General features: G+C 40.7%; 13 protein-coding genes and 4 pseudogenes. 4 read left to right on the top strand and 13 right to left on the bottom strand.

Annotation, left to right across the window (positions count from 1 at the left end; genetic code table 11):
* The 7 genes and pseudogenes from ASC84_RS06675 to ASC84_RS06700 all read right to left on the bottom strand — a co-directional run.
* Positions 1 to 397 (bottom strand): CoA-transferase (locus tag ASC84_RS06675; protein ID WP_319822752.1); only part of this gene is annotated, 397 nt, incomplete at its 3' end.
* Between the two features lie 2 nt (positions 398 to 399).
* Positions 400 to 921, bottom strand: a pseudogene (locus tag ASC84_RS22180) (3-oxoacid CoA-transferase subunit A); the annotation flags it as partial.
* Positions 921 to 1,244 (bottom strand): annotated as a pseudogene (locus ASC84_RS22630) (3-oxoacid CoA-transferase subunit A); the annotation flags it as partial. The pseudogenes ASC84_RS22630 and ASC84_RS22180, both read right to left, overlap by 1 nt.
* Position 1,245: 1 nt before the next feature.
* Positions 1,246 to 1,535: pseudogene (locus ASC84_RS22635) on the bottom strand (3-oxoacid CoA-transferase subunit A); the annotation flags it as partial.
* 1 nt (position 1,536) lies between these two features.
* Positions 1,537 to 1,789 (bottom strand): annotated as a pseudogene (locus ASC84_RS06690) (CoA-transferase); the annotation flags it as partial.
* Between the two features lie 137 nt (positions 1,790 to 1,926).
* Positions 1,927 to 2,217 carry a muconolactone Delta-isomerase gene (gene catC / locus ASC84_RS06695; RefSeq protein ID WP_004820442.1) on the bottom strand — a complete coding sequence of 97 codons (291 nt, stop codon included), beginning with the start codon at positions 2,215 to 2,217 and terminating at the stop codon, positions 1,927 to 1,929.
* A 14-nt stretch (positions 2,218 to 2,231) separates the two neighbouring features.
* Positions 2,232 to 3,341 carry a muconate/chloromuconate family cycloisomerase gene (locus tag ASC84_RS06700; protein WP_056512849.1) on the bottom strand — a complete coding sequence of 370 codons (1,110 nt, stop codon included), beginning with the start codon at positions 3,339 to 3,341 and terminating at the stop codon, positions 2,232 to 2,234.
* A gap of 118 nt (positions 3,342 to 3,459) precedes the next feature.
* Between ASC84_RS06700 and catM the strand changes: the two genes are divergently transcribed.
* Entirely contained in the window at positions 3,460 to 4,377 is a 918-nt protein-coding gene (gene catM, locus ASC84_RS06705; protein WP_004721564.1) for a cis,cis-muconate-binding transcription regulator CatM, read from the top strand.
* A 181-nt stretch (positions 4,378 to 4,558) separates the two neighbouring features.
* Here catM and ASC84_RS06710 read toward each other — a convergent pair whose 3' ends face one another.
* From ASC84_RS06710 to catA, 3 genes are all read right to left on the bottom strand, one after another.
* Positions 4,559 to 6,121 carry a dynamin family protein gene (locus tag ASC84_RS06710; protein WP_056512852.1) on the bottom strand — a complete coding sequence of 521 codons (1,563 nt, stop codon included), beginning with the start codon at positions 6,119 to 6,121 and terminating at the stop codon, positions 4,559 to 4,561.
* Positions 6,121 to 7,377, bottom strand: a complete 1,257-nt coding sequence (locus ASC84_RS06715) for a GTPase (RefSeq protein WP_056512856.1) — start codon at positions 7,375 to 7,377, stop codon at positions 6,121 to 6,123. Before ASC84_RS06715 ends, ASC84_RS06710 begins: the two co-directional genes overlap by 1 nt.
* Positions 7,378 to 7,462: 85 nt before the next feature.
* Complete coding sequence (gene catA / locus ASC84_RS06720; protein ID WP_004721555.1) at positions 7,463 to 8,407, bottom strand: catechol 1,2-dioxygenase; 945 nt, start codon at positions 8,405 to 8,407, stop codon at positions 7,463 to 7,465.
* 557 nt (positions 8,408 to 8,964) lie between these two features.
* Here catA and ASC84_RS06725 point away from each other — a divergent pair.
* Positions 8,965 to 10,230, top strand: coding sequence for an OprD family outer membrane porin (locus tag ASC84_RS06725; protein ID WP_056512858.1), 1,266 nt, complete (start codon positions 8,965 to 8,967; stop codon positions 10,228 to 10,230).
* A 558-nt stretch (positions 10,231 to 10,788) separates the two neighbouring features.
* Here ASC84_RS06725 and ASC84_RS22190 read toward each other — a convergent pair.
* The 3 genes from ASC84_RS22190 to ASC84_RS06735 are packed head-to-tail and all read right to left on the bottom strand — an operon-like array spanning position 10,789 to position 13,380.
* Positions 10,789 to 10,911: a DUF2474 family protein gene (locus tag ASC84_RS22190; protein WP_004721553.1), complete on the bottom strand. Its 123-nt coding sequence runs from the start codon at positions 10,909 to 10,911 to the stop codon at positions 10,789 to 10,791.
* 14 nt (positions 10,912 to 10,925) lie between these two features.
* Complete coding sequence (cydB, locus tag ASC84_RS06730) at positions 10,926 to 11,930, bottom strand: cytochrome d ubiquinol oxidase subunit II (protein ID WP_056512861.1); 1,005 nt, start codon at positions 11,928 to 11,930, stop codon at positions 10,926 to 10,928.
* Positions 11,923 to 13,380: a cytochrome ubiquinol oxidase subunit I gene (locus ASC84_RS06735; protein WP_056513011.1), complete on the bottom strand. Its 1,458-nt coding sequence runs from the start codon at positions 13,378 to 13,380 to the stop codon at positions 11,923 to 11,925. Before ASC84_RS06735 ends, cydB begins: the two co-directional genes overlap by 8 nt.
* 344 nt (positions 13,381 to 13,724) lie before the next feature.
* Between ASC84_RS06735 and ASC84_RS06740 the strand changes: the two genes are divergently transcribed.
* Positions 13,725 to 14,117, top strand: coding sequence for a CidA/LrgA family protein (locus ASC84_RS06740; RefSeq protein WP_081409330.1), 393 nt, complete (start codon positions 13,725 to 13,727; stop codon positions 14,115 to 14,117).
* A complete protein-coding gene (locus tag ASC84_RS06745) occupies positions 14,114 to 14,809 on the top strand; it encodes an LrgB family protein (protein WP_056512864.1) in 696 nt (231 codons plus the stop codon). Before ASC84_RS06740 ends, ASC84_RS06745 begins: the two co-directional genes overlap by 4 nt.
* Positions 14,810 to 14,917 lie beyond the last annotated feature (108 nt).

The raw sequence follows: 14,917 nt of genomic DNA on the forward strand, positions 1-14,917 counted from the left end.
CACCACCCACCGCAGGAATCGCATCAGGCGTACCGGTATGCCAATTGGCAAGGTCGCCATTGGCCGCCACTTGGAATGCGCCCAATACAGCAATATCCAGATGTCCACCACGCATCATGGCAAAGGAATCACCGTGATGGAAAAACGAACCACCCGTTAGCATGGTGACATATTCTTTGCCTGCATTAATCAACTCAGGATCTTCTTCACCTTTGGCGGGTGGAGGACCAAAAGCCAATAAACCATTTTCAGAATGCAGGAATACATCTTTATCTGTTGGCAGATATTTTGAAATCTTGGTCGGTAAACCAATGCCTAAATTGACATAAGCCCCATCRGGAATATCTTGGGCAACACGTTCAGCAATTTGGTCACGGCTTAGTTTTTGGTAGCTCATTGTTATTCTCCATTACCATTGGCTGCATCAACTGCAACCACATGCTGAACAAAAATTCCTGGGGTAATAATGTGTTCAGGATCGAGTTGACCYAATTCAACCACCTCTGAAACCTGYGCAATGGTGACATCTGCAGCCATCGCCATGATTGGACCAAAGTTACGTGCTGATTTGTTATAAACCAAGTTGCCCCAACGGTCGCCTTGATGTGCTTTAATCAGTGCGAAGTCTGCTTTAATTGGATATTCGAGCACGTAGTCTTTGCCATCGATATGACGGGTTTCTTTGCCATCTGCCAATAAGGTGCCAAAGCCTGTTGGGGTAAACACTGCACCTAAACCCATTCCTGCGGCTTGAATACGACACGCGAGATTACCTTGAGGAACCAGTTCCAGTTCGATCTTGCCCGCATGATAGAGTTCGTCAAATACCCAAGAATCAGACTGACGTGGGAAAGAACAAATGATTTTACGGACTGCACCYGATTTAAGCAGTTTAGCCAGACCGTAATCGCCATTGCCTGCACATCTGCAGCCATCGCCATGATTGGACCAAAGTTACGTGCTGATTTGTTATAAACCAAGTTGCCCCAACGGTCGCCTTGATGTGCTTTAATCAGTGCAAAGTCTGCTTTAATTGGATATTCAAGCACGTAGTCTTTGCCATCGATATGACGAGTTTCTTTGCCGTCTGCCAATAAGGTGCCAAAACCTGTTGGGGTAAACACTGCACCTAAACCCATCCCAGCAGCTTGAATACGACACGCGAGATTACCTTGAGGAACCAGTTCCAGTTCGATCTTGCCCGCATGATAGAGTTCGTCAAATACCCAAGAATCAGACTGACGNGCTTGAATACGACACGCGAGATTACCTTGAGGAACCAGTTCCAGTTCGATCTTGCCCGCATGATAGAGTTCGTCAAATACCCAAGAATCAGACTGACGTGGGAAAGAACAAATGATTTTACGGACTGCACCTGATTTAAGCAGTTTAGCCAGACCGTAATCGCCATTGCCTGCATTGTTATTGACAATCACCAGATCTTTAACGCCAAGTTCAATCAGCCCATCGATCAGCTCTGCGGGTTGTCCTGCTGTTCCAAAGCCACCAATCATAATGGTTGCACCATCTTTGATNAAGAATCAGACTGACGTGGGAAAGAACAAATGATTTTACGGACTGCACCCGATTTAAGCAGTTTAGCCAGACCGTAATCGCCATTGCCTGCATTGTTATTGACAATCACCAGATCTTTAACGCCAAGTTCAATCAGCCCATCGATCAGCTCTGCGGGTTGTCCTGCTGTTCCAAAGCCACCAATCATAATGGTTGCACCATCTTTGATGTGGGACAGAACCTCAGACAACGAGAGCTTACTTTTATCAATCATAAGACGAACCTTTTATCCATGTTTTTAAATTTCTATACATACCGCATTAGCAAAGATAGACATGTATAGAAACTTAAAAAAACTGTGAGAAAGAACTTATCTCACAGTTATTTAGTCAATGAATTTACACCCGCTGCTTAATGGTCATCTTCTCGAATTGAAGACGGATGACGGTTTAAGGCAGTCACTTCGATATTCATATAAGGATATAAAGGCAATCCCTGTAAAATATTGTGGAGTTCTTCATTGCTCTCTACATCAAAAATACTGGTGTTTGAGTATTGGCCTGTAATACGCCAGATATGACGCCATTTCCCTTGACGTTGTAAATCTTGTGAATAAGCCTTTTCAATTGCTTTAATTTCATTGGCTTTTTCGACGGGCATATCGAGGGGGATGTGTACATCCATTCGTACTTGGAAAAGCATGTCAGCTCCTTGAATTATTGACGACGTAGGTTGTCGATTTTGTCTTCATCTAGTTCAATGCCGAGGCCCGGACCAGTTGGAATTTTGAGCTCAAAATTGCCATATTGAAGCGGTGTTTTTAAAATTTCTTCAGTCAGTAGCAGTGGGCCAAATAATTCAGTTCCCGCTGCGAGATTGCTAAATGTAGAGAAGGCATGTGCTGAGGCAATTGTTCCAACAGGACCTTCAAGCATAGTGCCACCATAAAGATCAATACCTGCCAGATTGGCGATTTTACCGACTTCGCATGCTTCAATCAGACCACCAGATTGCGCAACTTTTACCGCAAAGACTGAGGCTGCATTGGTTTTTGCCAAGTTATAAGCACTTTGTGGACCTGTTAACGACTCATCTGCCATGATCGCGATATCAAACTTACGGCTAAGACGTTGCATGGCATCAATATTATGTATTGCGCAAGGCTGTTCAATCAGGTCAACGCCACCATCTTGAAGCATTTGAATCCCTTTAATTGCATTCAGTTCAGACCAAGCACGGTTAACGTCTACACGAATTGAGATGTCTGCACCCAAGGCTTTTTTGATTGACAATACATGCTCAACATCTTGTTCAACAGGACGTGAACCGATTTTTAACTTAAAGACATTGTGACGTTTTAACGCAATCATTTTTTCTGCTTCGGCAATGTCTTTTTCGGTATTACCCGATGCCAAAACCCAAAGCACAGGAATACTGTCACGTAAGCGACCGCCTAGAATCTCACTCAGGGGTTGACCTAAACGTTGTGCTTGAATATCTAATAATGCAGTTTGAACAGCACATTTCGCAAAACGATTACCGTTGATATTACGATGGATCACTTGCATTGTTTGGGCAATATTGGCACCAGACAGTGTTTTTAACAATGGCGCAAAATAGGTTTCGATATTGGTCTTTACACTTTCAGGACTTTCTTCGCCATAACCTAAACCGCCAATTGTGGTCGCTTCACCCCAGCCAATTAAACCATCTTCAGTCGTGACTTTAATCAGGACCAAGGTTTGGGTTTGCATTGTCGCAACGGCCATCTTGTGAGGACGTATCGTTGGAATTTCGATTAACAGCGTTTCTATGGACTTGTACATCGTGGTTATTTCTTAAGTATCAATCTATTTATATACCCTAATTTAATGTAATATCTTTAACTAGGCCGATTTTGGTATTTTTAGATACTTAAAAGGTATATAAAAGGGATTTAGAGAGATGGAATTAAGATATCTTCGTTATTTCGTTACGGTGGTCGAAGAGCAGAGTATTACCAAAGCTGCAGAGAAACTATGTATTGCTCAACCGCCATTGAGCCGTCAGATTCAAAAGTTAGAAGAAGAACTCGGTATTCTTCTATTTGAGCGTGGCACACGTCCAGTAAGAACAACTGAAGCAGGGCAATTCTTTTACCAACATGCGGTACAAATTTTGACTCATACTGCGCAAGCCACCTCTATGGCGAAGCGTATTAGTTCAATGAATACAATTGTCCGTATTGGTTATGTCAGTTCATTGCTATATGCATTACTGCCTCAGGTAATTTATTTATTTCGTCAAAATAACCCTGACATTCAGGTTGAGCTGATTGAGCACAGTACCAAGGATCAAATCGAAGCACTCAAACTCGGTAAAATAGATTTAGGCTTTGGTCGTTTAAGAATTAGTGATCCATCGATTAAGCGCATTTTATTGTACAAAGAGAAATTAAAATTAGCCGCGCATAAAAATCATCATTTAACCAGTTATATTGATAAAGGTATTTATTTATCGCAAATCATCAATGAACCTATTTTTTCTTATCCAGCCACACAGAAGCCCAATTTCTCAACCTTGATTCAATCCATTTTTACCGAATTAGGCTTGGTACCGAAAGATATGGTTGAAGTTCGAGAAATCCATATGGCTTTGGGTTTGGTGTCGTCAGGGGAAGGGATATGCATTATTCCTGAAAGCGCCAGTGAAATAGGCATGAAAAATCTGGTCTATATTCCGATTTTGGATATAGAGGCCTATAGTCCTATTTCATTAGCCGTGAGAAATATGGATCAAAGTCCTTATTTACCTAAGATTTTAGAATGTATTCGACAGGTCTTTGAAGAAGAAGGGATTCCACTTCAACTGGACGGGGATTAATCGAGTATAGGTCTGAGCTGAGATCAATATAAAATCCCCTCATCCTCGCCTTCTCCCAACGGGAGAAGGGACTTTCAATACCAATATGATTCACTCAACATGATCATTTTTTTGATTTATGCATGAGATCTATTGAGTTAATGATTTGAAAACAATGATTTTAAAATGACATTTTCGGTGTTTATCCTTTCATTCTTAATGAATTCGCAATGTATTGTAGTTCCTGTTCGTCATTGATTAAGCCTTGCTGGATGGTGGCAATTTGCTCTTGAAGATTGCTTAGCAGTTCTTGGCATTGTGCAATAACTTCATCGCTATATTGATCAAGCTTTTGCCACAAACTATGTGAGATCTCGCTATATAAACGGTCATGCCCAATGGCCAAGATCTCGGTTGCATCATCAGCATAAATCACTTCATACGCCAGATGCTCAGCAAACTGTAACGGACTGAGAGGGGCATATTGCAGTTGATAATCCGATAAAGTATTTGCAATATGTTGTAATAGAAGCTGTTGAGCCTGTTGGGTCAGTGCACTATACAATTCATCCACCGCTTGCTGCTCGGCATGTTGCTCTAATAAGCTTGGCAGGGTTGCAATCATACTGCGCCATGTTTGCGTAATGATCTGCTGTTTATGTTGCAGCAAAGCGCTTATAGCATTGCTGAGCTGCTGCTGTAATTGATGCAGTTGTGGCACAACCTCAAGTTGTAAAGGCGTTAGAATTTGTTCTTGTAAATGATGTAACAAGGCTTCCGCAGGTTTACGCTGTTTATAAGCCAGAGCAGGTTGGATCAAATGTAAAAGTGCATCAAATAAACGATTAAAACCTGTCATTTGCATAGCCTGATCATTGAAATCCGCATTTTTCAACATCTGAGAGGAGGTTGAAATTGGCGATTGCAACAGCACAGGATCAACTCGCATTGCGATCAGTTGGTCAATAGCACGGGTTTGAACATCGGTTTCTTGCAGATAACGTTGGTCAGAGGTTTTATTGCATAGAATCTGGCAAATGTCGCCATCGACTTCATCTTCTTCAAAATAATCACTTCGTGTAAGCACTGGCAATAACGGTTTATGTCGGCGTAATTCCTGCCCCAAAGCCGCTAATTCTTTGACCTGACCGGGTGAGGAGGAACTACTGAGCCAAAGGACACCATCCGCACTATCCATAAAGCGTTGGGTCAATGTGGCATTTTCTGGCGTAACGGAATGGAGTCCTGGCGTATCCAGCAGGATGAGATTATTCGCTAAACAAACGCCTTGTAAGCGTGTGGTGGTTTCTGTGGCACCTTCTTTAAAACGCTCCTGACTATGGATAATTTGACCTGAGTCGAGATAAAAATATTCAACGCTTTGCTGGCGTCTGTGAAAACACTCTGCCAATACATTACAGAATGAACTTTTACCCGCATTGAATTTTCCGAAAATCAGCAAAATAATCTTATCGTCAAAATGATCTGCGATGGATTGTGCCGCATGTAGGGTCTCTAATTGTGTTTCCCAATGGCTGAGATAGCTTTCAAGCTGCGAATTGAGTACTGCGATGTCTTGGGCAATCTGACAATGTGATGTCAGTCCAATGGGATTGATACGTTGTTTATTAAGATTGATCGCCAGTTGTTGATGCCACGTGTGCATCTTATTTAAATGCAGGATGATGTCCTGTTCATGCTGATCAAAAGCTTTGCTACTCGCAATCAGCGTCTGAATCGAATCATGCGAATCATGGACGGTCATTATACCTGCTCCAAAGTGGTTGATGCCTGTTGGGCTTGTATGATGAGCTGCTGTTGCTGCTGCAAATTAAGTAATTGCTGTTGCAACTGCATTCGATCAGAAGACAATTCAAAATAATGGGCAAATTCACCACGTAAACGCTGACGACCTGATTCTTCGACAAAAATAAGATTGAGATCCTTACGCAGTTTGACCGAGACACCCATCACCGCAACCATGACCGTATCTAGACTGCGTACATTACTTTTTTGCGTATCAGGTAAACCCACCACACCATAGCGCACCAGATGGCTATTGATTTCGATACAGGCACGAGAATAAGCCACTTGAATACGGTTACGATCACGTTTGCCTGCGGTTACTTTATACATATTGGCAAAAGAATCTGGTTCTAGCGAATTATCCTGCCCAGAGACATGTAGGACCGATTGTAAATCTTGACGCACTTTATCTAATATTTGATTGAGATCACGCTCAAAATTTTGGCGTTGTTGCTGTAAGGTTGCTGTAAGTTGCTGAATGTTGCTTTGAATGGTTTCTAGGTGCTGGGATAAGCGCGTTTTTAGATCAACAATGATCTGTTTTTTTTCAAATTGACGTATTGCGGGGACTTGCTCAAGCATCCGATGAAGTGTGTGTTGTAGTTCGGGGATACCACTGCGTTGTACCAGTACGGGTTTGGAATTTTCGATACCTTGACGGTGCCGTGTAGCTGATACAGGTAGTACAGTTGCAGTTGGTGCTTGATTTTGAATGCTGCCAATAATCTGCGCTAAAATGGTTTGATCTGGAATCTGGTCAATTTGGGTAAGCAGCAGTAAGCTTTGTCGTTGGGTTTGCTTTGCATCTTGCTCGAATTGCTGGAATAAGTGTAATTCATAAGGATCAAACTCACCCTCACGTACCGAATGCACCATTAGGCGAATATCTGCTTTATTCCACATCGCATCTTGAGCAAGTTGATCATCGATTGTCGCCACATCAGCATCCAAACCCGGTGCATCTAACCAACGGATATGATGTTGCAGATGTTCGGAGAGGGCCACCGTTTCTCGTTTATCCGCAACTGAGAAAATATCTTGACCAATAAGCTCATTTAACAGCCGGCTTTTACCATGATTATATTTGCCAATCACTGTAACCGTCGGAAATTGACCTGCCTGTAGAATGGCACGCAGTCGAGCCAGAGCTTTCGCATCTTCAGGAACAACGGTCAAAATAGTATTGCGTGCTGCATCAAAAGTATGAATATCCATCTAAATATCTTTTCCATAAAATAAATCAGGCTAAACCGTTACAGCTCGCCTGATTTCTAGATTCACAAAATGACTTTTAGCTGAATTAAGCTTGTAGGCGAGGGCGGTCAACCACATGGTTATCAACACCATCTACAAGGCGGCTAAGTCTGAGGTCAAATACCATTTCGGCAAATGGACCTTCAACACCGTTGGCTTGGATCGCTGCTGCATCTGTATGTTCGATTGCGTCAACCACAAGGCCTTCACGTGTTGCGTAGGCGAAGTCATCATAAGTGTACGGGTCGCCAGCAACGTTAATTTGCGTGGTTAGTTTGCGATGACCATCTGCAGATACAAAGAAATGAATATGTGCAGGACGATTACCATGACGGCCTAATTGATTTAACAATTGTTGAGTTGGGCCTTCTGGTGGACAGCCATAACCTGCAGGCAGAATCGTTTGTACACGGTATTGACCTTGAGCATCTGTCATAATGGTACGACGCATATTAAAAGGCTGTTGTTCGCCAGTTGGGTCAAAGTGTGAATAAAAACCTTTGGTATTGGCATGCCAGATTTCAACTTGTGCATTTGGCAGTGGTTGACCATCTGCAGCGTAAATTGTACCGTGCAAAATCAGGGTATGACCATTTGGATCACTGCCATCATCCATACGAGCAAAACCTTGGGCAACAGGTGCACCTGCGACATAAAGTGGGCCTTCAATGGTACGCGGGGTTGGGTTCTCAATACCCAAAGCGGCATCAATTGCATCCATACGCATATCAAGGAAGTGGTCAAAGCCTAAACCAGGAGAAAGTAAGCCTGCTTCATGACTGGTACCTAACTGGTTTAAATATGCAATTGCAGCCCAATATTCGTCAGAAGAAATCTCTAAATCTTCAATGGTCTTAAATAAGTCAGAAACCACCCGATGAATGATTTGCTTAGTACGAGGATTTCCACCGTCTTGCTCAAGTCCGCTGAGTAGGTTAATGAAATTCTGTACTTCTTCCGTCTCGAAAATTCTAATATTATTGGCTGTCATGGCTATCTCCTTAATCTTGCCATAATGCTGGCTTGCGTCATATCTTTTAAGATATGTTGTGCGTTGAGCCAGCATCATTCCTAATCTTGCTTGGTTCATAAATCCTTCTATATACCTTAATTGAATGTAATCCCCTTATCTAGACTGAATTCGGTATCTTTAAATACTTAAAAGGTATATTTAACCTACTCAAATGATAAAACTGTGATGCTGTCATGCTATAGCTAGAAAATAACAATGTTGTTAGATCATTAAAAAACAGTAAAAATATTTATTTTTCAATATCTTAGCTTGGTTGTTATACAGCCAAAAATTGTTTATCTAGGTTTAAAATAGCAGTGGTATGACTGAAAAGGTATAAACATATACCACATTATACATGGAAAATTACATTAATAATTCTGATAATGAGTGATGCTGATGTATTCCCTTAATTATATCATTTTGAATTTATTTATATTTTAAGGAAGTGCAAAAGTTTTTGTCTGGAGGATAAGACAAAGAACACCCTAGAACTTACACAACAAGAATTTCAAAGATTCAGGAAAGGATTTCCCATGTTAAAGCTAAATCTGCTTTATAGAACTCAACGAGTTGCACTTTATACGCTGTTCGGATGTCTGAGTATAGATGCCGCTTATGCCGAGTTTTTAGAAGAGAGTAACACCAGTATTTATTTACGTAATTTCTATAATGAACGTGACTACGAAGATACCAAACATGACCTCGGCAGTTGGTCGCAGGCGGCATCTGGGCGCTTTGAATCGGGTTATAGCGACACTGCGCTACAAGTCGGTTTGGATTTTGGTTTTCAATATGCCCTACGTTTAAATGATCGTTATGATGAACGTTTAGATACCGTTTTTAAATATGACAAAAGTGAAGCCCAACAAGCACGGGATTATTTAAAATTAGGGGCCACCTTAAAACTTAAATATCAAAATACAGAGCTTAAAGTGGGGGAGCTTTTTCCAAAAACACCAGTTTTATTTATTGATGATTCTCGACAATTGGTGACAACCTATGCTGGGGTAATGTTAGAAAGCCAAGACATTCAAAATTTAAAACTGTCCGTAGGCCGTTTTACTCATGTCAATGCCCGAGATGATGATGAATATAGAAAATTCACTTTGGGCAACTCCACAGATCCCAACAAAAGAAGTGATGGTTTAAATTTTATCGGATTAGACTATAAGCTCACCCCAAACTTCACTGGTTCATACTGGTTTGGTCAGTTGGAAGATATTTACCAACAACACTATTTCAATGCGGTTTATACAGAAAAAGTCAATGAGACCAAGCTAAAAGTAGATGCACGCTATTTTAATTATAAAGAGGATGGCGATGCTTATTTTGGAAATATCGATGTCCAGTCTGTAGGATTACAAGCGAGTGCACAACATGGGCCAAATACCTTTTTAGCGGGTGTGCAAAAGCATATGGGTGAGGACAATATTCCACTTTTAAATGGTTATGTCCCGCAAGGATATTTACAAACTTGGTCTGCAATTGCATTTTATAAAGCGAAAGAGTTTACTTGGCATGCCTTATATAGTTATGACTTTAAAGATCATGGCGTACCAGGCTTGAAACTGACCTTGCGTTATTTGAATGGTAGTGACATTTATCGGGCTGGCTTTAAGGATAATAAAGAAACCGAGAAAAATTTGATTGTAAACTATACTGTTCCAGAAGGATGGTTAAAGGGACTTGGAGTGGAATGGCGCTATATTGATGCTGATATTAAATATGGTGTTGGAAACCTTCCAGGTAGAGATTTTGTGGAAAATCGTTTTATCACAACCTATACCTTTAAATTCTAATTTTTGCTTAATCCGATAAATCGAATGATGCCTCCTATTAAAAATAAGGGGCATCATCTTTAGCAGTCAGGATATTTAAGAGTCCAAATATAGTTAACCTGTCAAAAAACTCAGGCACAAGAATATAATTTCTCTTAATTAACATTTTTAATTAAATCAATTGTATGAGGAAAATAAATTGTTTGATTCTAAAAAGCTAGCAATGCCACACATTACATTCAAAGTTTAAATATCTTTGCGTAGGCGATGCCTCCCTTTTTAGAGATAAAAAGGGACAAAAATCTTTTATTGAGCGAGGGGTGCATCCTATACCCCCGCTCAACGGCGACATCCTTGTCGCCCCACGGTAGGATAACCATCTATGATTCAAAAGCACAAAAAGCGAATTGATAACCAGCAGTTTCTAAAAGTTTATACAAATACTTAAGCTTCATTTCTGATCAATGACTTGATGAAAATCAGTTGTATAAATAATTAGGTGGTTTGGCTATAAATAAGGATAAGCATAGTTAAATGCTTATCCTTTCTTCGCTAGTCAGATCATCAACAGGTATATGCCTAATAGGCAAAACTAAGCATTAATCTAAACAACCCCGCAATTAGAGCCAATGCTGCAAAACCGAAACACCACAACAAAATAAACCATGTTGCAGGGTTGAGTTGTTTGATGTATTTGTTCATCTAAAACTCCTTGATCAATGGTAGCCTTCATCACCAATACGGACTTTGTCTCGGAAAACCCAGTAAGACAAGAAGGTATAAGCGATAATAATTGGGATCAGAATTGCCGCGCCGACCAAGGTAAATTTAAGACTTGATTCTGGTGCAGCGGCTTGCCAAATTGAAACTGAAGGTGGAATGATATTGGGCCATAAACTAATTACAAATCCAGTAAATGCTAGAAAAACCAATGCCAGCGTATAGACAAAAGGTTTGACCTCGTGTCGTTGCTTACAAGCATGTAAAATTAAACCAGAAAAGAGTACAACTAAAATAGGCACAGGGCTGAAATATATAAGGTTTGGTAATGCAAACCAGCGCTGGGCAATTTCAGGATGTGTGATCGGGGTATAGATACTGACGGCAGCAAAAATAATCATTAACGTAATTAACAGCTTTGGCATCAGCGTATACATGATATCTTGTAAACGCGCTTCCGTTTTTAAAATCAACCAGCCACAACCTAAAGTGGCATACATGACAACAACACCTAAACCAGTGAAAAGTGAAAAAGGGGTAAACCAATCCCATACACCGCCACTATAAATACCCGCAGTGGTTTGAATACCTTGGATATATGCACCAAGGATAACCCCTTGGAAAAAGCTAGATAAGATCGATCCCCAAATAAAGGCTTGATCCCATAAGTATTTGGTTCGAGTTGCTTTAAAGCGGAACTCGAAGGCAACACCACGGAAAATCAATGCGACCACCATAAATATAATGGGAAGGTATAAAGCGGAGAGTACCGTAGAATAGACCAGCGGAAAGGCTGCAAATAATCCCGCGCCGCCAAGCACCATCCATGTTTCGTTACCATCCCAGACAGGGGCGACCGTATTCATCATGACATCACGTTCTTGTCGGTCTGGAATAAATGGAAAGAGAATTCCAATGCCTAAATCAAAGCCATCCATCACTACATAAATCAGTACACCTAAACCGATAATGCCGACCCATATTAAAGCGAGATCAATCATGATGTTTCTCCTTATTTTGATCTAGCGGCGCTTGTTGTCCATCGATTGGATCATCCACAGCACTGAGGGGGCGTAATGGGGTTTTAAAATGCCCTAAACCGGTTATTTCAGGATCTAAATGAGTTAAAAACTCAGGTCCAGATTTCATGAGTCTGAACATATAATAAATCCCTGCACCAAATACAACGGTATACACCAGTACAAAAATGATCAGACTGAGTCCCACTTGGTCTGCTGTTACCGTATGCGATAACGCATCTTTGGTACGTAATACGCCATAAACCACCCAAGGCTGTCTTCCTACTTCTGTTGTAACCCAACCTGCGAGTAAAGCGATATAACCCGTTGGGCCCATCACAATGGCGAATTTATGAAACCATGTAGACTCGTATAGCCGATTCTTTTTGCGTAGCCATAAGGCTGTTAAAGACAGCAATACCATTAACATGCCAAGACCCACCATGACACGGAAGCTCCAGAACACGATGGCTACATTTGGACGATCTTCAGCTGCAAAGTCCTTTAATCCAGTGACTTCGCCATCTAAGGAGTGGGTTAGAATCAAACTGCCTAAATAGGGAATACCGAATTCAGTTGTATTTTTTTCTTGTTGCATGTTTGGTGTCGCAAAAAGCAGAAGTGGCATCGCATGGTCACGGTTGGTCTCCCAGTGTCCTTCAATTGCTGCCAATTTCGCTGGTTGGTGTTTTAAGGTATTTAAACCATGGTTGTCGCCAATAACTACCTGTAAACAAGAAGTTACCAGTACCATCCATAAACCCATAGAGAATGATTTTTTAATTAATTCATCACGACGACCTTTAAGCAGATGCCAGCCAGCTGTGCCCACAACCAATAATGAAGACACTAAAAATGCAGCTGTTGCCATATGTGCAAAGCGATAGGGGAACGATGGGTTAAATACAATTGCCCACCAGTCTGTCGGGACAATGATGCCATTTTCTATTGCAAAGCCTTGTGGTGTTTGCATCCAACTGTTGGAGGACAAAATCCAGAACATTGAAATACAGGTTCCAATGGCGACCATGAGTGTGGCAAAAAAATGGGCTTTTGCGGTGACTCGGCCCCAACCAAAAAGCATGATTCCTAAGAAGCCTGCTTCTAAGAAAAATGCGCTTAAAACCTCATAGGTGAGCAATGGCCCCGTCACACTCCCTGAGATACGCGAGAACTCACTCCAGTTGGTACCAAACTGGTAGGCCATGACAATGCCTGAAACAACACCCATAGCAAATGCAACAGCAAAAATCTTAATCCAGTATTTGAATAGGTCTTTGTAAACAGGGTTTTGTGTCCGCAACCACTTCCATTCCAGCAGTGCAAGGAAACAGGCTAAACCAATAGAGGTTGCAGGGAAAATAATGTGAAAAGACACAGTGAAAGCAAACTGAATTCTTGCCAGTTCTAGTGCAGTTAATCCGAGACTCATTGCATGCCCCATCGTTGCTTGAGGCATTGGACCACTATAGACCCATGACCGTCATGATTAAGTTTGGAAAAAACCATAGATCGTTCCATAAAAACTACCTACTTAGAAATAATTATTATGATCTTGCACCATTATTTAGTTGGGATGTAGGTACAGAAAATGAGGAGAAAAAATATAACAGATTTTTAAAATATAGCTGAACTGTTATATTTTTATCGGCTGATTTTGTAGCTATTTTTTTTCTTTAATGCACTGCAAACTACGGATATATCACTCAATTTCAAGTTGAAAAAAGGTATGTACCGTTAAATTTAGCTTGAGTCATGATGAATATACGGATGTAAATGACAGTGTTTTATACAATATCTGAGTTAACCACCATTAAGCGCGCGAGCTACCAAATCAGCTTGATTATAGCGATTTGGGGTTTTGCATATATGTTGCAAAAACTGTTGAATTTACCCATTGCATCAGGTGTTTTAGGTTTTTTTATATTGCTGATTTTATTGCAAATGCAATGGCTTAATTTGGAAAAGGTGAGTCTAGGTGCCGATATTCTGTTGGGTGAGCTGTTGCTGTTTTTTATTCCACCAGTGGTCGGTGTGATTCAGTATCAGCAATTGCTTTTGATCAGTGGTTGGAAAATATTTCTGGTGATTTTACTCAGTACCGCTTTGGTGATGGCAAGCTCTGTGTTGATGGTGAAAATATTCTTGCAACAGGATGATATGGAATGACGGAGTTGTGGGGAATTTTTTACTTGCTTTGGACGGTACTGTGTTACTTCTTGGCAAAGCGCTTATTTGTTTTTACCCAGAAAATATATTTTTCTCCGATTATTGTAGTGCCGAGTCTCAGTATTATTTTGATCTTTATATTTCAGCATCGCTTTCAAGACTATTACCAATACACCCAATATTTGGTTGTCATGTTAGGATCAATTACAGTGGCATTTGCGATTCCTGTATTTCGTTATAGAGCGATCGTCAAACAGTATTTTTTCGTTTTAATCGTCAGTTCTAGTGTGTCTATGCTGGTGGGGATCTTAAGTAGCTGGCTATTGGCAAGTATGTTCAATTTCGACGAAATTTTGAAAAATAGTCTTTTGGCACGTTCGATTTCTATTCCATTTGCTTTGGAGTTGACTGAAAAAATTGGCGGCTCAATCAGTTTAATTCCCTTGTTTACGGTCATAACAGGCTTAGTGGGGATGTTATTTGGTGATTTTTTACTGTTATGGATGCGCTATAAAAACCGTATTGCACAAGGCGCTGCTCTAGGAAATGCCGCTCATGCGATGGGGATTGCGCGAGCAAGACAACGTCATGAGTTAGAAGGGGTGATTGCCAGTCTATCCATGATTATTTCAGGAATCATCATGGTGTTATTTGCGCCCTTTATGATTTCATTGATTAAACATATTGTTTGATTTCATTTTATTTAGATTGAAAAATAACATTTAAGAATGAAGTCTAGACTGCATTTAAAGACAGTATGCAATGTGTAATATAATTGATTTACATGAGTATTTATTTTA

The sequence above is a fragment of the Acinetobacter sp. Root1280 genome (assembly GCF_001425285.1).
Lineage (GTDB): Bacteria > Pseudomonadota > Gammaproteobacteria > Pseudomonadales > Moraxellaceae > Acinetobacter > Acinetobacter guillouiae.